Origin of the sequence: Pseudomonas sp. TWR2-1-1 (assembly GCF_049897045.1) — a bacterium.
In the GTDB taxonomy this organism is placed as follows: domain Bacteria; phylum Pseudomonadota; class Gammaproteobacteria; order Pseudomonadales; family Pseudomonadaceae; genus Aquipseudomonas; species Aquipseudomonas versuta.
This window is the reverse complement of sequence record NZ_JAFCVM010000001.1, coordinates 57,797-76,118: the sequence shown is the minus strand read 5'-3', so window position 1 is coordinate 76,118 and position 18,322 is coordinate 57,797. Positions and strand designations below refer to the sequence as shown.

General features: G+C 61.1%; 15 protein-coding genes. 6 read left to right on the top strand and 9 right to left on the bottom strand.

Annotated elements, in window-relative coordinates; genetic code table 11:
* Positions 1-124: 124 nt before the first annotated feature.
* Positions 125-1,123 (bottom strand): LysR family transcriptional regulator, encoded by a 999-nt coding sequence (locus tag ACP7BO_RS00435; protein WP_426208049.1) that lies wholly within the window; start codon positions 1,121-1,123, stop codon positions 125-127.
* A 127-nt stretch (positions 1,124-1,250) separates the two neighbouring features.
* Here ACP7BO_RS00435 and ACP7BO_RS00430 point away from each other — a divergent pair, with 127 nt between their 5' ends.
* Positions 1,251-2,009 carry a class II aldolase/adducin family protein gene (locus ACP7BO_RS00430; RefSeq protein ID WP_426208047.1) on the top strand — a complete coding sequence of 253 codons (759 nt, stop codon included), beginning with the start codon at positions 1,251-1,253 and terminating at the stop codon, positions 2,007-2,009.
* A gap of 352 nt (positions 2,010-2,361) precedes the next feature.
* Here ACP7BO_RS00430 and ACP7BO_RS00425 read toward each other — a convergent pair whose 3' ends face one another.
* From ACP7BO_RS00425 to ACP7BO_RS00405, 5 genes are all read right to left on the bottom strand, one after another.
* Positions 2,362-3,141 carry an acetoin reductase gene (locus ACP7BO_RS00425; protein ID WP_397455659.1) on the bottom strand — a complete coding sequence of 260 codons (780 nt, stop codon included), beginning with the start codon at positions 3,139-3,141 and terminating at the stop codon, positions 2,362-2,364.
* A gap of 68 nt (positions 3,142-3,209) precedes the next feature.
* Positions 3,210-4,607, bottom strand: coding sequence for a dihydrolipoyl dehydrogenase (gene lpdA, locus ACP7BO_RS00420; RefSeq protein WP_426208044.1), 1,398 nt, complete (start codon positions 4,605-4,607; stop codon positions 3,210-3,212).
* A gap of 8 nt (positions 4,608-4,615) precedes the next feature.
* Complete coding sequence (locus ACP7BO_RS00415; RefSeq protein ID WP_426208042.1) at positions 4,616-6,133, bottom strand: 2-oxo acid dehydrogenase subunit E2; 1,518 nt, start codon at positions 6,131-6,133, stop codon at positions 4,616-4,618.
* A gap of 2 nt (positions 6,134-6,135) precedes the next feature.
* Positions 6,136-7,155: an alpha-ketoacid dehydrogenase subunit beta gene (locus ACP7BO_RS00410; RefSeq protein ID WP_397455655.1), complete on the bottom strand. Its 1,020-nt coding sequence runs from the start codon at positions 7,153-7,155 to the stop codon at positions 6,136-6,138.
* Between the two features lie 11 nt (positions 7,156-7,166).
* Positions 7,167-8,129, bottom strand: a complete 963-nt coding sequence (locus tag ACP7BO_RS00405; RefSeq protein WP_426208040.1) for a thiamine pyrophosphate-dependent dehydrogenase E1 component subunit alpha — start codon at positions 8,127-8,129, stop codon at positions 7,167-7,169.
* Between the two features lie 201 nt (positions 8,130-8,330).
* Here ACP7BO_RS00405 and ACP7BO_RS00400 point away from each other — a divergent pair, with 201 nt between their 5' ends.
* From ACP7BO_RS00400 to ACP7BO_RS00380, 5 genes are all read left to right on the top strand, one after another.
* Positions 8,331-11,033: a LuxR C-terminal-related transcriptional regulator gene (locus ACP7BO_RS00400; protein ID WP_426208038.1), complete on the top strand. Its 2,703-nt coding sequence runs from the start codon at positions 8,331-8,333 to the stop codon at positions 11,031-11,033.
* A 150-nt stretch (positions 11,034-11,183) separates the two neighbouring features.
* Positions 11,184-11,426, top strand: coding sequence for an exodeoxyribonuclease VII small subunit (locus ACP7BO_RS00395; protein ID WP_003444260.1), 243 nt, complete (start codon positions 11,184-11,186; stop codon positions 11,424-11,426).
* Complete coding sequence (gene ispA, locus ACP7BO_RS00390) at positions 11,423-12,310, top strand: (2E,6E)-farnesyl diphosphate synthase (RefSeq protein ID WP_060696782.1); 888 nt, start codon at positions 11,423-11,425, stop codon at positions 12,308-12,310. The genes ACP7BO_RS00395 and ispA overlap by 4 nt, the downstream gene beginning before the upstream one ends.
* A 130-nt stretch (positions 12,311-12,440) precedes the next feature.
* The gene (gene dxs / locus ACP7BO_RS00385) at positions 12,441-14,339 is read left to right on the top strand and encodes a 1-deoxy-D-xylulose-5-phosphate synthase (protein WP_426208035.1); all 1,899 of its coding nucleotides are present in this window, start codon (positions 12,441-12,443) and stop codon (positions 14,337-14,339) included.
* 89 nt (positions 14,340-14,428) lie between these two features.
* Positions 14,429-16,312: a TonB-dependent receptor domain-containing protein gene (locus ACP7BO_RS00380; RefSeq protein ID WP_426208033.1), complete on the top strand. Its 1,884-nt coding sequence runs from the start codon at positions 14,429-14,431 to the stop codon at positions 16,310-16,312.
* A 96-nt stretch (positions 16,313-16,408) separates the two neighbouring features.
* On the opposite strand, the gene ACP7BO_RS00375 is transcribed toward ACP7BO_RS00380, so the two are convergent.
* From ACP7BO_RS00375 to ribA, 3 genes are read right to left on the bottom strand one after another with little or no spacing between them, the layout of a single operon-like run.
* Complete coding sequence (locus ACP7BO_RS00375; RefSeq protein WP_426208032.1) at positions 16,409-17,200, bottom strand: cobalamin-binding protein; 792 nt, start codon at positions 17,198-17,200, stop codon at positions 16,409-16,411.
* Positions 17,200-17,619 carry an MFS transporter gene (locus tag ACP7BO_RS00370; RefSeq protein ID WP_426208030.1) on the bottom strand — a complete coding sequence of 140 codons (420 nt, stop codon included), beginning with the start codon at positions 17,617-17,619 and terminating at the stop codon, positions 17,200-17,202. Before ACP7BO_RS00370 ends, ACP7BO_RS00375 begins: the two co-directional genes overlap by 1 nt.
* Positions 17,616-18,233: a GTP cyclohydrolase II gene (ribA, locus tag ACP7BO_RS00365; protein ID WP_426208028.1), complete on the bottom strand. Its 618-nt coding sequence runs from the start codon at positions 18,231-18,233 to the stop codon at positions 17,616-17,618. Before ribA ends, ACP7BO_RS00370 begins: the two co-directional genes overlap by 4 nt.
* Positions 18,234-18,322: the final 89 nt, after the last annotated feature.

The window sequence follows — 18,322 nt, the reverse complement described above, 5'->3', positions numbered from 1 at the left end:
GGGCTTGGACCCTGAGCGATGAATACCGAATACCGTAGCCGCTGCCGAGCAGCGCGAGGCTGCGAGTCGTTAAAGACACCCAAGCAACCATCCAGGTATATCCCCTGCTACGGGATGTGAGGTTTTACGGGCGTTGCCCGATCGCAGCCTCGCGCTGCTCGTCAGCGACTACACCGGGGGCATTGCGCAACCGCTGTAAAAATACGGCTTCGGCCTGGCTCAGGCGCTGGTCTGCATGCCAGAGCAGGTTGATATCCATCGCGCAGACCTCCTCCTCGGGCGGCAGCGGCCAAAGGCGCGCGGCGACCCGGCTATCCAGGCAGACATGGTCGGGCAGGCAGCCAATGCCAAAACCGGCCAGCACCAGACGCAACGCCTCCTGAATATCGGCCGTGGACGCGACGATGTCTCCCGACAATGAATGTCGGTCACGGAATTCTGCGAGTGGCGACAGGTTGCCACCCAGCAAGTCTCCGGTGATGACGATCAAGGGTTCCAGGCGCAGATCGCTCAGGGTCAGGTCGCTGCGCCCGAACAGCGGGTGCTGGTCGCTGCAATAAAAGCGGTAGCGCTCGGTCGTCAGGCATTGCTGGTGCAACCACGGGTAAGTACTGCGGTTGACCGCCAGGCCGAAAGTGGCGGTTTTATGGCTCAGGGCACTGAGAATCGCTTCGCTGGAGCGCACCTCGATCTCAAGGGTGATGCCGGGATAATCGCGATGCAGTGCAGCCAGAAAACGGTCATAGGCCGGGCACTCAATGCCGCTCACCGACAGCAGCCGGACCTGACCGATGACCTGGTCGCTGGCGGCCTCGACTGCGGCTTGCAGCTGACCAAAATGGCCGTGCACCTCACCCGCGATTTTCAGGGTTTCGACACCCGCGCGGGTCAATTGAAAGCGCGGGCCGTTGCGCTCGATCAGCGCCACGCCGATTTGCTCCTCCAAGCGTTTCAACGCCTGGGTCACGGCCGGCTGGGACAAATGAAGCCGCACCGCAGCCCGGCTGATGCTCATTTCCTGGGCGATCATCTGGAAGGTGCGCAACAGGTTCCAGTCCACCCGCTCGCTCAAGGGCCGACGGCCAGCAGGCGTTACGCCACAAGGGTGGTTGGAAGCGGTCACGGCAATACCTTTAATTGGGCTGACGAATAATCACTATAAGAAATGGCGAATTGTAAGGTCGCGGCGTTATCTCGTAAAAATACCCGACGACGATACGTCAGACCTTACTCTTTTGCGGATCAAAGCCATGCACGATTTACCCCAGGACGCCGATGCAATGGAATGGGCTGCGCGCTGTGAACTGGCGGCGCTGTACCGCCTGATTGCACATTTTCGTATGACCGACTTGATCGACACCCATATTTCCCTGCGTCTGGAAGACGGCTCCGGGCACTTCCTGATCAACCGCTATGGCGTGCTCTTTGAGCATATGACAGCCAGTGATCTGGTGAAGATCAACAGCGAAGGCCAAGTGGTGGATACCCTGTTCCCGGATCACCGGGTCAATCGTGCCGGGTTCGTGATCCACTCGGCCATCCATGCCGCCCGACCGGACCTGCATTGCGTGATCCATACCCACACCGCCGCCGGCATGGCCGTGTCGGCACAGGCCGATGGCCTGAGGCCCATCAGCCAGCATGCACTGAAGTTTTATAACCGGCTGGCGTATCACGACTACGAAGGGATAGCCCTGGACACGGCCGAGCGCGAACGGCTGGTGGCCGACCTGGGCACGCATTCGGCCATGATCCTGCGCAACCATGGATTACTGGCCGCCGGTAGCAGCGTCGCCGATGCCTTTCAGAACATCTACTTTCTGGAAAGAGCCTGCCAGGCGCAGATCCAGGCCCTGGCCGGAGGCGGCAAACTGCTGCAGCCGGCGCCACACGTATGTGAGCACACGGCGCGTCAGTTTGAGCAGGATGATGCACAAGGGATAGTGCAACTGGCATGGGACGCGGCGCTCACCCTGATCGCCGATCAACAGGCCGACTACAGCGCCTGACCAGGGTTGATGCCTGCCACCCCCCCAAAAAAAACCCAAAACCTGTAACTGCGGTCCGACAGCCAGACCGCAGCGATGCCATCGCTGGCAAGCCAGCTCCCACAAGGGTTCTGCCAGCCGACACAATCCAAACCTCAACCCCAAAACCTGTAGGAGCGAGTTTGCTCGCGATCCGCTGACACTGCGGTCCGGCAGCCAGACCGCAGCGATGCCATCGCTGGCAAGCCAGCTCCCACAAGGGTTCTGCTAACCGACACAATCCAAACCTCAACCCCAAAACCTGTAGGAGCGAGCTTGCTCGCGATCCGCTGACAAAGCAGCTCCCACAAGGGGCATTGCCTGGACCGCAGGACTAGCGGAACACCAGCCCGCCATCGATCAACGGCGCCTGGCCGGTCATGTAGTCCGCATCCGGGCTGGCCAGATACGACACAAAAGCGGCCACGTCGTCCGGGGTTTCTGCCCGGCCCAACGCAATACCACTGACAAACTTGTCATAGGTCGCACCAATCGGGGCGCCCGTGAGCTCTGCCATGCGCTTGTCGATATCCACCCACATATCGGTACCCACGACGCCGGGGCAATAGGCGTTGACCGTAATGCCGTGCACCGCCAGCTCTTTGGCAGCCGCCTGGGTCAGGGCCCGCACGGCAAACTTGGTCGAGGAGTAAACCCCCAGCAGCGCATAACCTTCGTGGCCGGCAATGGAGCTGGCATTAATGATTTTGCCCTTGCGCTTGAGTGCCCTGAACTTCTCTGCCGCCGCCTGAATCCCCCACAGGGTGCCCTGAACGTTGATCCGGTAGATTCGCTCCACCTCCTCCTGGGTGACATCCGCCAGCGGCTTGACCTGGGAGATACCCGCATTGTTGACCATGATGTCCAGCCCGCCCAGTTCGTTGTGGGCGTAATCAACAGCGGCAAATACTTGTTCACGGTCACCCACGTCGGCCACAAAAGTGGTGGCTTTGCGCCCGAGGGCTTCCACCTCTTTGGCGACCTGCGCCAGCTTTTCAGGATTGAGGTCAACCAGTGCAATATCGGCACCGTCCTTGGCCAGGCGCAGTGCAATGCCGCGCCCGATGCCCTGTGCGCCACCCGTTACCAGTGCAATCTTTCCAGAGAGTTTCATTCGTTGGTTTCCTTTCAACAATTGATCCAGATCCTGCCGCTCTTACCATAGCGGGTTCACACCCTTGGCTATTGATGCAGGGCACGGTCTCTCGCTGCCAGCACGGCTTCATGCATGGCTTCACTGAGGGTCGGGTGGGCAAAAATCACCTGGCTTAATTCCACATCCGTGGCTTCCAGTGCCCGGGCAATACCGAACCCCTGAATCTGCTCGGTCACGTGCGGCCCGACCATGTGGGCGCCCAGCAATTCGCCACTGTCGGCATCGAATATGGTCTTCACGAAGCCTTTGCCTTCGCCCATGGCCAGCGCCTTGCCGTTGGCCTGATAGTCGAAACGGCCCACGGCGATGTTATGCCCCCCGGCTCTGGCGGCCAGTTCGGTAAGCCCCAGGCTGGCGACCTCGGGCCTGGCATAGGTGCAGCCGGGAATGCGGGTTTTATCCAGCGGGTGAACCCCGTCAACGCCCGCCAGTTTTTCCACGCAAAACACACCTTCATGGCTGGCCTTGTGCGCCAGGCACGGCGCTCCGGCCACATCGCCAATGGCATACAGCCCTGCCACGTTGGTACGGCACCACGGGTCGGTCTTGATGAAGCCGTTTTCGAACTCAACGCCCAACGCTTCGAGCCCCATGTCACCGGTATTGGGTTCGATCCCGGCGGCCAGCAATACCTGGGACACCTGCAAGGTCTGCTCGCTGCCATCACTGAGCGCAACCCGGCACTGCAGGGCGCCGACCTCCCCCTGCACCGCGCTGACCCGGGCCTGAGTCAGGACCCGAATACCGCGCTGTTCGAACTCGCGCTGAACCAGGCTGGCCACTTCCTGATCCTCGACCGGCATGATTTGCCTGGCCACTTCCACCAGGGTCACCTGGCTGCCCAGGTCGCTGTACAGGCTGGCGAACTCCACGCCAATGGCCCCGGAGCCGATCACCAGCAACGACGGCGGAACACTCTGGGGCACCAGCGCTTCGAAGTAACTCCAGATTTTATGACCATCGGCGGCCAGCCCGGGCAAGGCTCTGGGCCGGGCGCCGGTGGCCAGAATGATGTGCCGCGCCTGCAGTTCCTGATCGCCCGCCTGCGTGGTCACGCTGACCCGGCCTTTAGCCGTAACGCGGCCGCGGCCATCGACCACCCGGACCCCGTTCTTTTTCAACAGGTAAGCGATACCCGAGGTCAGCCGCTGCGACACGCCCCGGCTGTGGGCAACCAGTTGCGCAATATCAAACTGAATGTTCTCGGCACTGAAACCAAAGGTCGGCAGGTGTTTTAAGGTGTGCGCGACTTCAGCCCCCTTGAGCATCGCCTTGGTCGGAATGCAGCCCCAGTTCAGGCAAATACCGCCCAGATGTTGCTGTTCGACCAGTGCGGTACTCAGGCCCAGTTGCGCGGCACGAATCGCCGCGACGTAGCCCCCGGGACCGCCGCCGATGACCACCACATCAAATTTGTCAGTCATGGTCGCTCCTAGAGCATCATCAGGCTTGGGGTCTGTACCAGGCGCTTGAGTTCGGCGAGGAACGCCGCCCCCTGCGCACCATCAATCACCCGGTGGTCGCAGGACAGGGTTACGGTCATAAGTGTGCGCACCGCGACTTCTCCGTTGTGCGCCACTGCCCGCTGCTCGCCGGCACCGATAGCCAGAATTGCGCCCTGGGGCGGGTTGATGATGGCGTCGAACTGGCTGACCCCCAGCATGCCCAGATTGGAAATACTGAACGTGCCGCCCTGAAACTCCTGCGGCTTGAGCGTACCGGCCTTGGCCCGGGTCACCAGACCCAGCATTTCTTCGGATATTTGCCGCAGGCTTTTACGGTTGGCCTGGCGCACGATGGGGGTGATCAAACCGCCGGGCAATGCTACGGCCACCGAGATATCGGCATCGCTGAAACGCAGCACGGCCTGACGCGCTTCGTCGAATTGCACATTCACGTCCGGCACTTTAACCAGCGCCAGCGCGCAGGCTTTTATCAACAAGTCGTTGACCGACAGCTTGATCGCCGGAGTACTGGCATTCAGCTCGCTGCGTAGCGCCAGCAGGGCTTGCAAATCAAGGTCGGCCTGAAGCCGAAAGTGCGGCGCCGTGCGCTTGGATTCCTGCAGGCGGGCAGCAATCGCCTTGCGCATGCCACTCATCGGCAAGACTTCAACCTCGGCCTGCCCGGGTGTTGCATCAACGGGCGCTGCCACCGGCGGATTCTGCACCGCGCTGACTTCCAGAACATCGGCTTTGCAGACCCGGGCGCGGCTGCCGGTGACCCGGCAATCATTCAGGTTGACCCCCAGACTGGCTGCCAGCCGACGGGCCAGCGGCGTTGCCTGCACCTGGCTGTCATCACTGCGAGAGCGGGCGGGACCGCTGGCCTTGAGCGCAGGTTCAACGGCCGCGACCTTGCCGCCGCGGTCGCGGACCGCCTGTTGAATATCCGCCACGCTGACCCGGCCCTCGGGCCCCGAGCCGCTGACCCGGCTCAAATCTATCCCCAGTTCCTTGGCCAGACGTGTGGCGTGGGGTGTGGCAAACACCGATTCAGGGCTGGCCCCGGCTAACGCCTGAGGCACTTGCCAGCCCTGTGCCGATTTCACTGTCGGCGCCGCGACAGGCTCTGCCGCTTTCACCGCGACGGCCGGTGCAACGGGAGCCGTCGGTGTCGCCGCGACCACCCCAGGCTGCGGCGCGCCGGTGCCGGCCGGGGTGCTGCGCAGCGCCAGAAACGCATCAATCTCGGCATCGCTGACCGAGGCATCGGCGACCACCCCCAGCACACCGCCTACGGGCAGGGTTTGCCCGGCCACCGCAACCTTGCGGCGCAGTACGCCAGCAAAGGGTGCTTCCAGCACGTTGGCAATTTTGCTGGTCTCGATTTCGCAGACTTCCTGATGCAGCCTGAAACTGTCGCCTTCTTCAATCAGCCAACTGTTGAGGGTGCCCTCTTCCATCGACAGCCCCCATTTAGGCACCTCGATGATCTTGATATCAGTCATGTTCAGGCCTCCATCACTTTGCGCACGGCAGCTTCGATGCGATCCACACTGGGAATCCAGGCCTGCTCCAGCACGGGCGAGAACGGAACGGGCGTGTGCGGCGGCGTCACCATGATGATCGGCGCCTTGAGTTGATAGAACGCTCTGGTCGCGATCAGCGCGGCCAGGTCGTGGGCAAAGCCCAGTCGTGCTGCCGACTCATCGACAATCACCACCCGGCCGGTGGAGGTCACCGATTCCAGAATGCCGTCTTCATCCAGCGGCGACACGGTGCGGGGGTCGACCACTTCGACCGAGATGCCTTCGGCGGCCAGCTTGTCTGCCACCTGGTTGGCTTTGTGGACCATTGCCGCGAGGGCAATGATGGTCACGTCGGTACCTTCGCGGGTGTAATTGGCGACGCCAAAAGGAATGGTGTACGGCTCTTCAGGGACTTCGCCCTTGATGTCGTAGAGCGCCTTGTGCTCGCAGAACACCACCGGGTCGTCGTCGCGTATGGCCTGGATCAGCAGGCCTTTAACGTCGTAGGGGCACGAGGGCACGACCACTTTGAGGCCGGGGGTGGTGGCGAAAATGTGATACGGCGATTGCGAATGCTGCGCCGCCGCCGAGAAACCGGCACCGATCATGCCCCGTACCACCATCGGCGCTTTGGCTTTGCCACCGAACATGTAGCGGAACTTGGCCGCCTGGTTGTAGAGCATGTCGTGGCAGACGCCGAAGAAGTCCATGAACATCAACTCGGCCACTGGCCGCAGGCCGGTCATGGCCGCGCCGGCAGCCATGCCGATAATCGCCGACTCAGTGATCGGTGTGTCGATCACCCGCGCCGAGCCGAATTCGGTCCACAGGCCTTTGGTCACCCCCAGCACCCCGCCGAAGGCTTCACCCTTGCTGCCCACTTCGGCAGTACCGGCCTGCCCGCCGCACACGTCTTCGCCAATCAACACCACCCGATCATCGAGTGCCATTTCCTGAGCCAGGGCTTCTTTGACCGCTTCACGATAAGTACGAATTGCCATGGTTCAAATCCTCAGTAAGACACGTAGACGTCGGTCAGCAAGCTCTCTAGCGCAGGGAAATCTGCCGCCCGGGCCTTGGCCACGGCATCGTCCACCAGGGCCTGGACCTGGGCGTCGATGGCTTGCAGTTCCTCTACAGAGATTTGACCGGCAACCTGCTGACTGAAGATTTTCAACGGATCGTTTTCCTGGCGCAGGCGTTCGACTTCACCGTCCGCGCGATAGAGCATCGGGTCGCCCTCAAAGTGGCCGTACCAGCGATGGGCAATGGCTTCGATGGCGGTCGGCCCTTCACCGGCCCGGGCGCGCTCGACGGCGACTGCAACCGCCTCATGCACGGCAAAAAAATCGGTGCCGTCAACCTTGACCGCAGGCATGCCGAAACCTGCTGCACGGTGAGCGATATCACGCCCGCCGACGGCATAGTCGTGACCGGTAGCCTCACCAAAACCATTGTTCTCGAAGACGAAAATGACCGGTAACCGCAGGACCACGGCCATGTTCATCGCCTCGAATACCAGCCCCTGGTTCGAGCCTCCGTCACCGGTGAAAGACACCGCGACGCCACCGTTACCCAGGGTTTTGGCGGTCAGTGCCGCACCAATCGCCAGCGGCGGGGCGCCACCGACGATGGCGTTGGCGCCGAGCATGCCTTTACTCAGGTCGGCAATGTGCATCGAACCGCCCTTGCCACGGCACAGCCCCGAATCCTTGCCAAAAATCTCGGCCATCATCCCGTGGATGTCACAGCCCTTGGCGATACAGTGCCCATGCCCGCGGTGAGTCGAGCCGATGTAGTCGGTGTCTTCAAGGTTTTCGCAAACGCCCACGGCGATGGCTTCTTCACCGCAGTAAAGGTGAATGAAACCCGGAATATCACCGGTGGTATTTTCCTGGTGGAGGCGCTCTTCGAAGACGCGGATTTCGCGCATTTTGCGATAGGCCTTAAGCAGTTCTGACTTGCTAAGCGACATGGATTCGCCCTCTTGTCTTGGCTTTTTTATTGGATTTATCGAGCCCCCGCAGGCGCACGACGATGGCGTTCGCTTACGGTATGAGCCTAGAGTTCGCGCCATAACTACCCGGATGGGGGGGGCGCTTAAGAGCGATGGGGGGGCTACCCTTCAACCCCCAGAGGCGGCGTCAGTCAAACGCTAGAGGGATACATAACAACAATGACCCAAGCCAGATTGCCCAAACTGCCCACGGGCCCGGAACGCGTTGACATCAATTACGGCCTGCCCCTGATAACCACCAAGCTGGTACCTCCGCGCTCGGTCGGAACGGTGCTGGCACGAGCGCGGCTTCTGGAAAAAATCAGCCTGCTGGAGGGGCGCTGCCTGGCGCTGGTGTGCGGCCCGGCAGGGTTTGGTAAAACCACGTTACTGGGGCAGTGGTCGCAGATTTTGCGCGAGCAGGGTCATGGGGTGGCCTGGCTCAGCCTGGACGAGCAGGACGATACGCCCCTGACCTTTCGCCGTTATCTGCTGAGCGCCCTGAGCCAGGCCAGCGGGCAACCGCGAATTGAAGCCGATGCCCTGTCTGACTGTATGGCGTCGGCCGACAGCCGATTCATCCGTGAGCTGATCAACCTCTTGCAGGCCCGGCTTGAGCCCCTGTACCTGGTGCTGGATGACCTGCACCTGATTCACCACCCGGGCATTACCTCGGACCTGGAGCAGTTACTGCTGCATGCCCCCGGTTGCCTGCACTTGCTGGTGGGCAGTCGCAGCGTTGCGCAACTGCCTGTGAGCCGTTTGCAGGCACGCAATCAACTGCTTGAAATCGACACCAATGCACTGCGTTTCAATCTTGAGGAAACCCAGGACTACCTGGCCCACGCAACCACTCAGTGTTTTGCCCCGGCCGACCTTCAGCGCGTGCTGAGCCTGACTGAAGGCTGGATTACCGGGATCCAGATGGCAGCGCTGGCGCCCAGCGATCCGCTGCGCGATCTGGATCGCTTGCAACTGGGTAACCGCCAGATAGGACGCTATCTGCATGATGTGGTGCTGGCGCCCTTACCGCTGCCGCTACAGGCGTTTTTACTCAAGACTTCGATTTTGGGGCGCCTGACGCCTTCGCTGTGCAATGCGGTAACTGGCCGCGACGACGCGCAACAGATGCTCGAGGAAATTGAACGGCACAACCTGTTTATCTTTGCCCTGGATACCCAGGGCCAGTGGTTTCGTTACCACACGCTGTTTGTCGAGACCCTCAATGAGCGCCTGTTGCAGACCGGCATCGACGTGGCTCAGCTGCATGAACGGGCCAGTAACTGGCTCGCCGGCCATCAGTACTGGGCCGAAGCCATCCGCCACGCGCTGGCCGCGGGCAAGCTGGGGAGCCGCAACGATTGCGCCAACCAGGGCGCCCAGTCACTGGCCGAAGAAGGGGATGTCGACACACTGGTGCGCTGGCTGCAACAGATGCCCGACACCTGTGGCAAAGCCCTGGATGAACAGCGCATCGACCTGCAACTCAATCTGGCCTGGGCCCTGGGCCATCACTTTCACTTCGCCGCCTCACGGGGGTTGCTCGATAGCTTGGGGCCCTTGCTCAAGACCCTGGGGCATAACTCAAGGCTGAACATCAAATACCAGGTGATCGGCGCCATCACCGAGGCGTTCGCGGAAAATATCAGCCTGAGCATCGAACGTGTCGAACCCCTGCTGGCTCAAGTGCCCTGTGGTGATACATGGGTCGACGGGCTGATCTGCAACATCCTCAGCTATGACTACATGACCCGCGGTCAATTCCAGCAGGCACAAGCGGTACAACGCCACATGCCCTGCCCCGCCACCCCGTCGCATAACCTTTTTGTCAGTGTGTACCGGGCCTTTGTGCTGGGTTTGAGTCAGTTGCGCCAAGCCGATTTATACAGTGCCGAACAGTACTATCTTCAGGCGCTGACACCGGCCCAGCAGCTCACCGGGCCTCAGTCGAGCGGCAGCGCAACGCTGGCGGCGCTGTTGGGTGAGTTGCTGTATGAGCGTGGAGAATGGCAACAGCTACAGACGCTGCTGGAGCCGCGCCTGAGCCAGATTGATGCCGTTGCGCCGCCTGATGCGCTGTTTTGCGCGTATGCCAGTCTGTCACGCAGAGCGCTTTTGACGGGAGAGCCGGGCCAGGCCCGCTATCTGTTGCAGCATGCCCAGCAACTGGCAACGCTGCGCCGCTGGCCACGCCTGCAAGCCTGGCTGCTGGTGGAGGAGATACGCATTCACCTGGCCTGCGAGCAACTGCCCCAGGCGTTGGGGTTACTGGAGCAGTTCCAGGCACTCGACCACTCCCACCCTGACATCCGCCGTGCCCACGCCCAGGCGCAATGCCATATCGCCGCTGCGCAAAAACACTGGCGGGTGGCCGCAAGCCTGTTACAGACCTTGCTGCAACAGGACGAATGCCAGGGCCAGTTACTGCGCGCCGCACGCAGCCGCGCCGCCCTGGCGTGCGCGTTATGGCCCGATGATCAGGCAGCCGCCCTGAAAACCCTGCAACCGCTGCTCAATCTGGCGTGCCGGCAAAACCTGCGCCGCACCCTGCTGGATGCGGGAGCAGCCATGCCGGCCCTGCTCCAGGCCTCACTGAAAAGTGCCCGGGCACCGATAACCGCCTACCTGCGCCCCTTGCTCGAAAGCGTCGATCAGCCGATCGGTGATGATAAACAGAGCGGCGACGAGCCAAACCTGAGTGAGCGCGAACAACAGATCCTGCAACTGATTGCCCAGGGCCAGGCCAACAAGGAAATCGCCCGCAGCCTCGATATCTCGGCAGAAACCGTAAAGTGGCACCTGAAAAACCTGTTCAGCAAATTGCATGTGACCAGTCGCATTCAGGCGATAGCCCGCGCCCGCACACTGGACTTGCTGGGCTGATCAGCGTGGCGACGGCTGACGCAAGGCCAGGGCCATCGGTAAGCGGCCATTGCGGGGCGCCGGGCAGGCCCTGTTAGCGGCCCGGGATTTGCCCCAAAACCCGCCGTCTGCTAGTGTCAGCCGGTTTTAACGCCTACCGAGAATGCCGCTATGGCCCGCAAAAAAGTTGCTCTGGATTTCGAACAGTCCCTCGCTGACCTGCAATCACTGGTCGAGCGTCTGGAAAATGGCGAGCTGTCACTGGAAGATTCGTTGACCGCCTTCGAGCAAGGCATCCGCTTGACCCGTGATTGCCAAGGCGCACTGGCTCAGGCTGAACAGAAAGTACAAATCCTGCTTGAGCGTGATGGTGAATTGGCCCAAGAGCCCTTTGAAGCGGAACAGCCAGAATGATTGATGCCTACCAGACCAGCAGCCAGGACCGCGTCAACGCGGCGCTTGAGCGCTTGTTTGTCGCTCCGGCTCCGGAGCTGGCCCGCCTCTATGAAGCAATGCGCTACAGCGTGATGAACGGCGGCAAACGGGTCCGCCCGCTACTGGCCTATGCCGCCTGCGAAGCCTTGGGCGCTGCAGCTGAGCAAGCCAATGGCGCGGCCTGTGCAGTAGAACTGATCCACGCCTATTCGCTGGTGCATGATGACTTGCCCGCAATGGACGATGACGACCTGCGCCGCGGCCAGCCGACGACCCATAAAGCGTTCGACGAAGCCTGTGCGATTCTGGCCGGCGACGGCCTGCAAAGCCTGGCATTCAGCACTTTGCTGGATCCGCAGCTCAATACCCTGGACGCCGAGACGCGCTTGCGCATGGTTGCCGGGCTGGCACTTGCTGCAGGCCCCGCGGGCATGGTCGGCGGGCAGGCAATTGATCTCGGCTCGGTGGGGATCAAACTTGATCAGACCGCACTGGAGTTCATGCACCGGCACAAGACCGGCGCACTTATCGAAGCCAGCGTAGAGTTGGGCGCCCTGGCCAGCGGCCATGCCAGTGCAGATGATCTGCAGGCGCTGAACCTCTATGCAAGGGCGATTGGCCTGGCATTTCAGGTGCAGGACGACATTCTTGACGTTGAGAGCGATACCGCGACCCTGGGCAAACGCCAGGGGGCCGATATTGCGCGGGACAAACCCACCTACCCGGCGTTGATGGGGCTGCAAGGTGCAAAGGACTATGCGCTGGAGTTGCGTGACCAGGCACTCAATGCGCTGAAATCTTTTGACACTACAGCCGATCCGCTGCGCGCACTGGCGCGATACATCGTGGAACGTCGTCACTAAAACTGGAAAATATGGCGTTTTCAGACAGCGTCTAATGCCAAGGTCTGACTAACGATTTCCACCGCGCGTGGGCAGCTTACGTTCCTTAAGGTAAACTGCCCCATCTTCTATGCCTATAACGATTCGCCTGATGCCAACGACGTTTCAAGAGATCCCCCGCAAGCGCCCGACTACGCCCCTGCTCGACCGAGCGGGCACGCCTGTGGGCCTGCGCCGGCTGGCCGAAGCCGAGCTGGAAACCCTGGCCGATGAATTGCGCCAGGAATTGCTCTATACCGTCGGCCAGACGGGCGGGCATTTTGGTGCCGGCCTGGGCGTCATTGAACTGACGATTGCGCTGCACTACGTCTTCGACACCCCGGATGACCGGCTGGTATGGGACGTGGGCCATCAGGCGTATCCGCACAAAATCCTCACCGGCCGTCGCGAGCAAATGGCGACCTTGCGCCAGAAAGACGGGATCGCCGCTTTCCCGCGTCGCTCCGAGAGCGAGTACGACACCTTTGGCGTCGGCCACTCCAGCACGTCAATCAGTGCCGCTTTGGGCATGGCCATTGCCGCGCGCCTGCAAAACAGTGAGCGCAAGGCCATCGCCGTGATCGGTGACGGCGCGCTGACCGCCGGCATGGCCTTTGAAGCCCTGAACCACGCGCCTGAAGTCAACGCCAACATGTTGGTCATCCTCAATGACAACGACATGTCGATCTCGCGCAATGTCGGCGGCTTGTCCAACTACCTGGCCAAAATCCTCTCCAGCCGCACCTACGCCAGCATGCGCGAAGGCAGCAAGAAAGTGCTGTCGCGTCTGCCTGGTGCGTGGGAAATTGCCCGCCGCACCGAAGAATATGCCAAAGGCATGCTGGTGCCCGGCACCCTGTTTGAGGAGCTTGGCTGGAACTACATTGGCCCTATCGATGGCCACGACCTGCCGACACTGATCGCCACGCTGCGCAACATGCGCGACCTCAAGGGGCCGCAGTTCCTGCACATCGTCACCAAAAAGGGCAAGGGCTTTGCTCCGGCCGAGGCTGACCCGATCGGCTACCACGCCATCACCAAACTCGAACCGCTGGACGCACCCAAAGCGGCACCGAAGGTTGAGAGCGGGCCGAAGTACTCGGCGGTATTTGGCGAGTGGCTGTGCGACATGGCTGCCGCCGATCAACGCCTGGTCGGCATTACGCCGGCCATGAAAGAAGGCTCGGATCTGATCGCGTTCAGTGAACGTTTCCCGCTGCGTTACTTCGACGTAGCGATTGCAGAACAACACGCCGTGACCTTTGCCGCGGGTATGGCCTGCGAAGGCGCCAAGCCTGTGGTGGCTATCTATTCGACATTCCTGCAGCGCGGTTACGACCAGCTGGTGCATGACGTCGCCGTGCAAAATCTGGACGTGCTGTTCGCCATCGACCGCGCCGGTCTGGTTGGCGAAGATGGCCCGACCCATGCCGGCAGCTTTGACCTGTCGTACCTGCGTTGCATCCCGGGCATGGTGATCATGACCCCGAGCGATGAAAACGAACTGCGCAAAATGCTCACCACGGGCCATCTGTACAACGGTCCGGCGGCAGTGCGTTACCCGCGCGGCACCGGGCCCAATGCAGCCATCGAAAAAACCCTCGAGCCGCTGGAAATCGGCAAAGGCGTGATTCGTCGCAAAGGCAGCAAGGTGGCGATCCTGGTATTTGGCGTGCAATTGGCCGAAGCGCTGCAGGTGGCAGAAAAAATTGATGCCACCGTGGTCGACATGCGCTTCGTCAAGCCGATGGATGAAGCACTGGTCCGCGAAATGGCCGACAGCCATGAGCTACTGGTGACCATTGAAGAGAACGCCATCATGGGCGGTGCCGGGGCGGCAGTCAGCGAGTTCCTGGCCCGTGAAAACGTGCTCAGGTCGGTCCTGCACCTGGGCTTGCCGGACGTCTATGTCGAACACGCCAAGCCAAGCCAGATGCTGGCTGAATGCGGGCTGGATGCGGCGGGTATCGAAGCTTCGGTGCGCCAGCGCATGCAGCTGCTGGGGCTCTGAGCCAATCAGACTTACTGTAGGAGCGAGCTTGCTCGCGAGCTTTCCAACGAGCTCGCGAGGCAAGCTCGCTCCTTCAGATTTGGAAAAACATGAAACACCTTCGCCTGGCTTTAATCCTCGGTTTCATCCCTGCCTGCCCTTTGCTCGCCGACACTCTCGAACGGGAAGACGCGCTCAAGCTTGGGCAAACACTGATCACCGGCAACCGCCAGGTCGAGGCGCGCTCTGACAGCAGCAGCGCCAACACAGTGTTCACCCGTGAAGACATCGATCGGCTGCAACCTGCCAGTCTGACCGATCTGCTGGGCCGGGTTCCAGGCGTGCAGGTGGCACGCAGCGGTGGCCGCGGTGGCTTGCCGGGGATTTACATTCGCGGCACCAAATCGGCACAAAGCCTGGTACTGGTGGATGGTCAGCGCATGGCCAATGCCACCTCGGCCGACAGCAACCTGCAATACCTGAACATCGATCAAATCGAACGTGTTGAAGTACTGCGCGGCTCGCGGTCGGTCATCTACGGCAGCGATGCAATTGGCGGGGTGATCCAGATTTTCACCCGCCGTGGCGCGGACCAGGCCCCTCAGCTGCGGGTGCACAGTTCGGTTGGCAGTTATGGCAGCACCGACAACAGTGTCGGCGTGTCCGGTGGTGACGCACAAACCCGCTACAACCTGAGCGGTAGCCTTGAACAAACTGCCGGGATCAATCGCACCCATGAATCCTTCCCCAGCGACAACGATCATGATGCTTACCGCAATAAATCCCTGAGTCTGAATCTGAGTCACACCCTGGGCGATGATCTGGAAGTCGGCCTGACCGCGATGAAGAACATCGGCAAAACCGAGCTCGATAATTCGTTTGGACGCTGGGACCCGGACACCATGACCGTCAGTGGTCAGCAGCTCTACAGTGACTTTGATATCAGCAGCGTGGGCAGTTTTATCGACGCCCAGCTGACCGAGCGCTGGAATTCGCGCCTGGAACTGGGCCACAGCGAAAATCGCGAAAAAACCCGTGACAAGCTCAGCGCTGACATCTACAGCTTCAACACCTATCGCGACTCGCTGAACTGGCAAAACAACCTGACGCTCAATGATCAAAACACATTGATCCTCGGTGCCGATGCCTATGAGGATCGCGTGCGCAGCAGCACTGTCTTTGAACAGGACAGCCGCTGGAATCGCGCCGTGTTTATCCAGCACCGCTTCAATGGCGATTATTTCTCTACCGAACTGGGTCTGCGTCACGACGACAACCAGCAGTTCGGCAGCAATAACACCTGGAGCGCCAGCCTGACGGTACCGCTCAACCCTGCTAACGATGTGCTGCTGTCTTACAGCGAAGGGTTCCGGGCGCCGACGTTTAACGATCTGTACTACCCGCAATACGGCAACCCGGCCCTGAAACCCGAGCATTCAAAAAGCTACGAGGTGCAATGGCGCAGCCAGTTGAGCGAGAGCAGCCGATTGGAAACTTCGCTGTATCGGACCGACATTCGTGATGCGATTGTGGCCGATGCCGACTTCATTCAGCAGAACATTGGCGCCGCGCGCATCATCGGATTCGAGAGTGCCTTGCAGCAAGAATGGTTCGGCTGGCAGAGCAGCCTCGGGGTTGCCATTACCGATCCTCGTGATCGCGACACCGGCCATACGTTGAGCCGGCGTGCCCGCCGCACCCTGAGCCTGGATCTGGATCGCCAGTTCGACCGGGTAGGTGTCGGCGCCAGCTGGCAGGCGGTGAGTGGCAGCTTTAATGACGATGACAACAAGCAGCCCATTGGCGGTTATGGGTTGCTGGGCGTGCGCGGTAACTGGAAGGCCAGCTCCGAGGTCAGGCTCGATTTGAAAGTCGACAACCTGCTGGACAAGAGCTTCACCCGCGCGCTCTACAGCTATGACGGCAGCTACTACGGTTACCGGGAAGAGCGCCGCAGCGTGCAGCTGGCTGTTACCTGGACCCCGGCGCTCTAAAACCCCGATATCCCCCGTCCCCCTGTAGGAGCGAGCTTGCTCGCGAGCTTTTAATACGCAGAGCTCGCGAGCAAGCTCGCTCCTACAGGGTGAGAGTCAGTCAGCCAGTTGCTCACAGAGTCGGGCCGTTGCTTCGAGCATCTGTGCACTCGGGCGTTCGAGACCTTTATCGGTCAATAACAGCAAACGTCCGTGCTTGACCGCATCGATCTGCGGCCAGGCTTTCCAGGCGTCCAGTTGCGCCTGGCTGCTGGCAATGATTACTTGCGGATTGCGCTGCAATACCGACTCCACGCTCACCTGCGGCGCAGGCAGTTTGAGGTCGGCAAACACATTGCTCGCCCCGCACACCGCCAGTGCATCACTGATGATCTGTGTGCCGCCGACGGTGTACAACGGCTGATCCCACACCTGGTAAAACACCCGTAACGGTATCTCCCGCCGATATTGAGCACGCAGCCCGGCCAGGCGCTGGCGCAGTTGCGCTGCCAGTTCACGGCCGCGCTCGGGGCGATTCAGCGCCACGGCCAGGGCCTGGACCTGTTCGGCCAACTGCTCGAGGCTGGCAGGCTCTGCAGTGTAGGTAGGGATGTTGAGGTGACGCAGCTGTTCGCGCTGGGCAGCTGCAACGCTCCCCGGCCAGAGCAACAGCAGGTCGGGTTGCAGGCTGAGCAGGCGCTCCATGTCCAGCTGCCCGTAACGGCCCACAGAGGGCACATTGCGCAGCTGTGGCAAAGGTTCCCCGGCCTCCAGGCGCCCCACCAGCAGATCGGTGGCACCCAGCTCTACAACCATTTCGGACAAGGACGGTGACAGGCTGACCACCCGTGTGGCAGCCCCGGCCGGGATACCGACGGCCAGCAGCAACACCGCTAGCCAGGCGCGCATCAGCCGATCTGGCGCGGTATGCGATAGAGGTAAAACAGTACCAGCGTCGACACTGACAGCAGCAGCAACGGCACGCCTTCAAGCCCGACAAACACCGCGAGCGCGGCGATCCAGACCGGCAGGCCGGCAGCCAGTAAGGCGCCGTAGCGGGCACGGCCAAGCTCGGCCCAGGCAGCGGGTTCCTGCGGAGTATCAAGGGCTTTTTGCAGTGCGATCAGGCCATGCTTATACGGCCCGAAAAAGCGCAGCGTGACAAACATCGACGCGACACCGGCAATGAAAAACGGCATCGTCATCCCGGGCAGCAAGGGATCGGACTTGCCAAACAACCAATTGGCCAATACCAGCGGCAGCAGGGTCAGTACCAGTTGCTGCCACCAGCTGAAGCTCATGCGGCGACGGATCTGACCACGGGTCACGCCGGGTCGGCCTCGTTTTGATGTTGGCTGCCCATCATGTGCCCGAGTTTGTTGGCTTTGGTCGCCAGGTACAGCTTGTTGTGCGGGTTATGCCCGGTGTGCAGCGGCACACGCTCTGCCACGGTGATGCCCATGTCGGTCAAGGCTTTGACCTTACGCGGGTTGTTGGTCATCAGACGCAACGACTTGACGCCCATGTGCTCCAGCATTGGCAGGCAGATCCCGTAATCACGCTGATCGGCCGCAAAGCCCAGGCGCTCATTGGCCTCAACCGTATCGGCGCCACCATCTTGCAGTTCGTAAGCACGAACCTTGTTCAGCAAGCCAATACCACGGCCTTCCTGGCGCAGGTACAGCAACACGCCACGGCCTTCGCGGGCGATGGCCTGCAAGGCGGCTTCGAGTTGCGAACCGCAGTCGCAGCGCTGGCTGAACAAGGCATCGCCAGTCAGGCATTCAGAGTGCACCCGGCCTAAAACCGGAGCGCCGTCCGCCACGTCGCCCAAACTGAGCACAACGTGTTCACGACCCGTGGCTTTCTCGAGAAAGCCATGCATGGTGAATTCGGCAAAGGGGGTGGGAAGCTTGCAAGCGGCAACGAAAACGACGGGCACCGTGTGCTCCTGATCAGTTTGAGTACTGGAAATTCGCAGAGGCGACATTGTAACAGGACGTTCCTATAGACGCTTAGGCTGAATTATCG

Excerpts from the sequence above, each read along its gene's own strand:
- ACP7BO_RS00430 (WP_426208047.1), top strand. The coding sequence starts at position 1,251 with ATGCACGATTTACCCCAGGACGCCGATGCAATGGAATGGGCTGCGCGC.
- ACP7BO_RS00425 (WP_397455659.1), bottom strand. The coding sequence starts at position 3,141 with ATGAAACTCTCTGGAAAGATTGCACTGGTAACGGGTGGCGCACAGGGC.
- lpdA (WP_426208044.1), bottom strand. The coding sequence starts at position 4,607 with ATGACTGACAAATTTGATGTGGTGGTCATCGGCGGCGGTCCCGGGGGC.
- ACP7BO_RS00415 (WP_426208042.1), bottom strand. The coding sequence starts at position 6,133 with ATGACTGATATCAAGATCATCGAGGTGCCTAAATGGGGGCTGTCGATG.
- ACP7BO_RS00410 (WP_397455655.1), bottom strand. The coding sequence starts at position 7,155 with ATGGCAATTCGTACTTATCGTGAAGCGGTCAAAGAAGCCCTGGCTCAG.
- ACP7BO_RS00405 (WP_426208040.1), bottom strand. The coding sequence starts at position 8,129 with ATGTCGCTTAGCAAGTCAGAACTGCTTAAGGCCTATCGCAAAATGCGC.
- ACP7BO_RS00400 (WP_426208038.1), top strand. The coding sequence starts at position 8,331 with ATGACCCAAGCCAGATTGCCCAAACTGCCCACGGGCCCGGAACGCGTT.
- ACP7BO_RS00395 (WP_003444260.1), top strand. The coding sequence starts at position 11,184 with ATGGCCCGCAAAAAAGTTGCTCTGGATTTCGAACAGTCCCTCGCTGAC.
- ispA (WP_060696782.1), top strand. The coding sequence starts at position 11,423 with ATGATTGATGCCTACCAGACCAGCAGCCAGGACCGCGTCAACGCGGCG.
- dxs (WP_426208035.1), top strand. The coding sequence starts at position 12,441 with ATGCCAACGACGTTTCAAGAGATCCCCCGCAAGCGCCCGACTACGCCC.
- ACP7BO_RS00380 (WP_426208033.1), top strand. The coding sequence starts at position 14,429 with ATGAAACACCTTCGCCTGGCTTTAATCCTCGGTTTCATCCCTGCCTGC.
- ACP7BO_RS00375 (WP_426208032.1), bottom strand. The coding sequence starts at position 17,200 with ATGCGCGCCTGGCTAGCGGTGTTGCTGCTGGCCGTCGGTATCCCGGCC.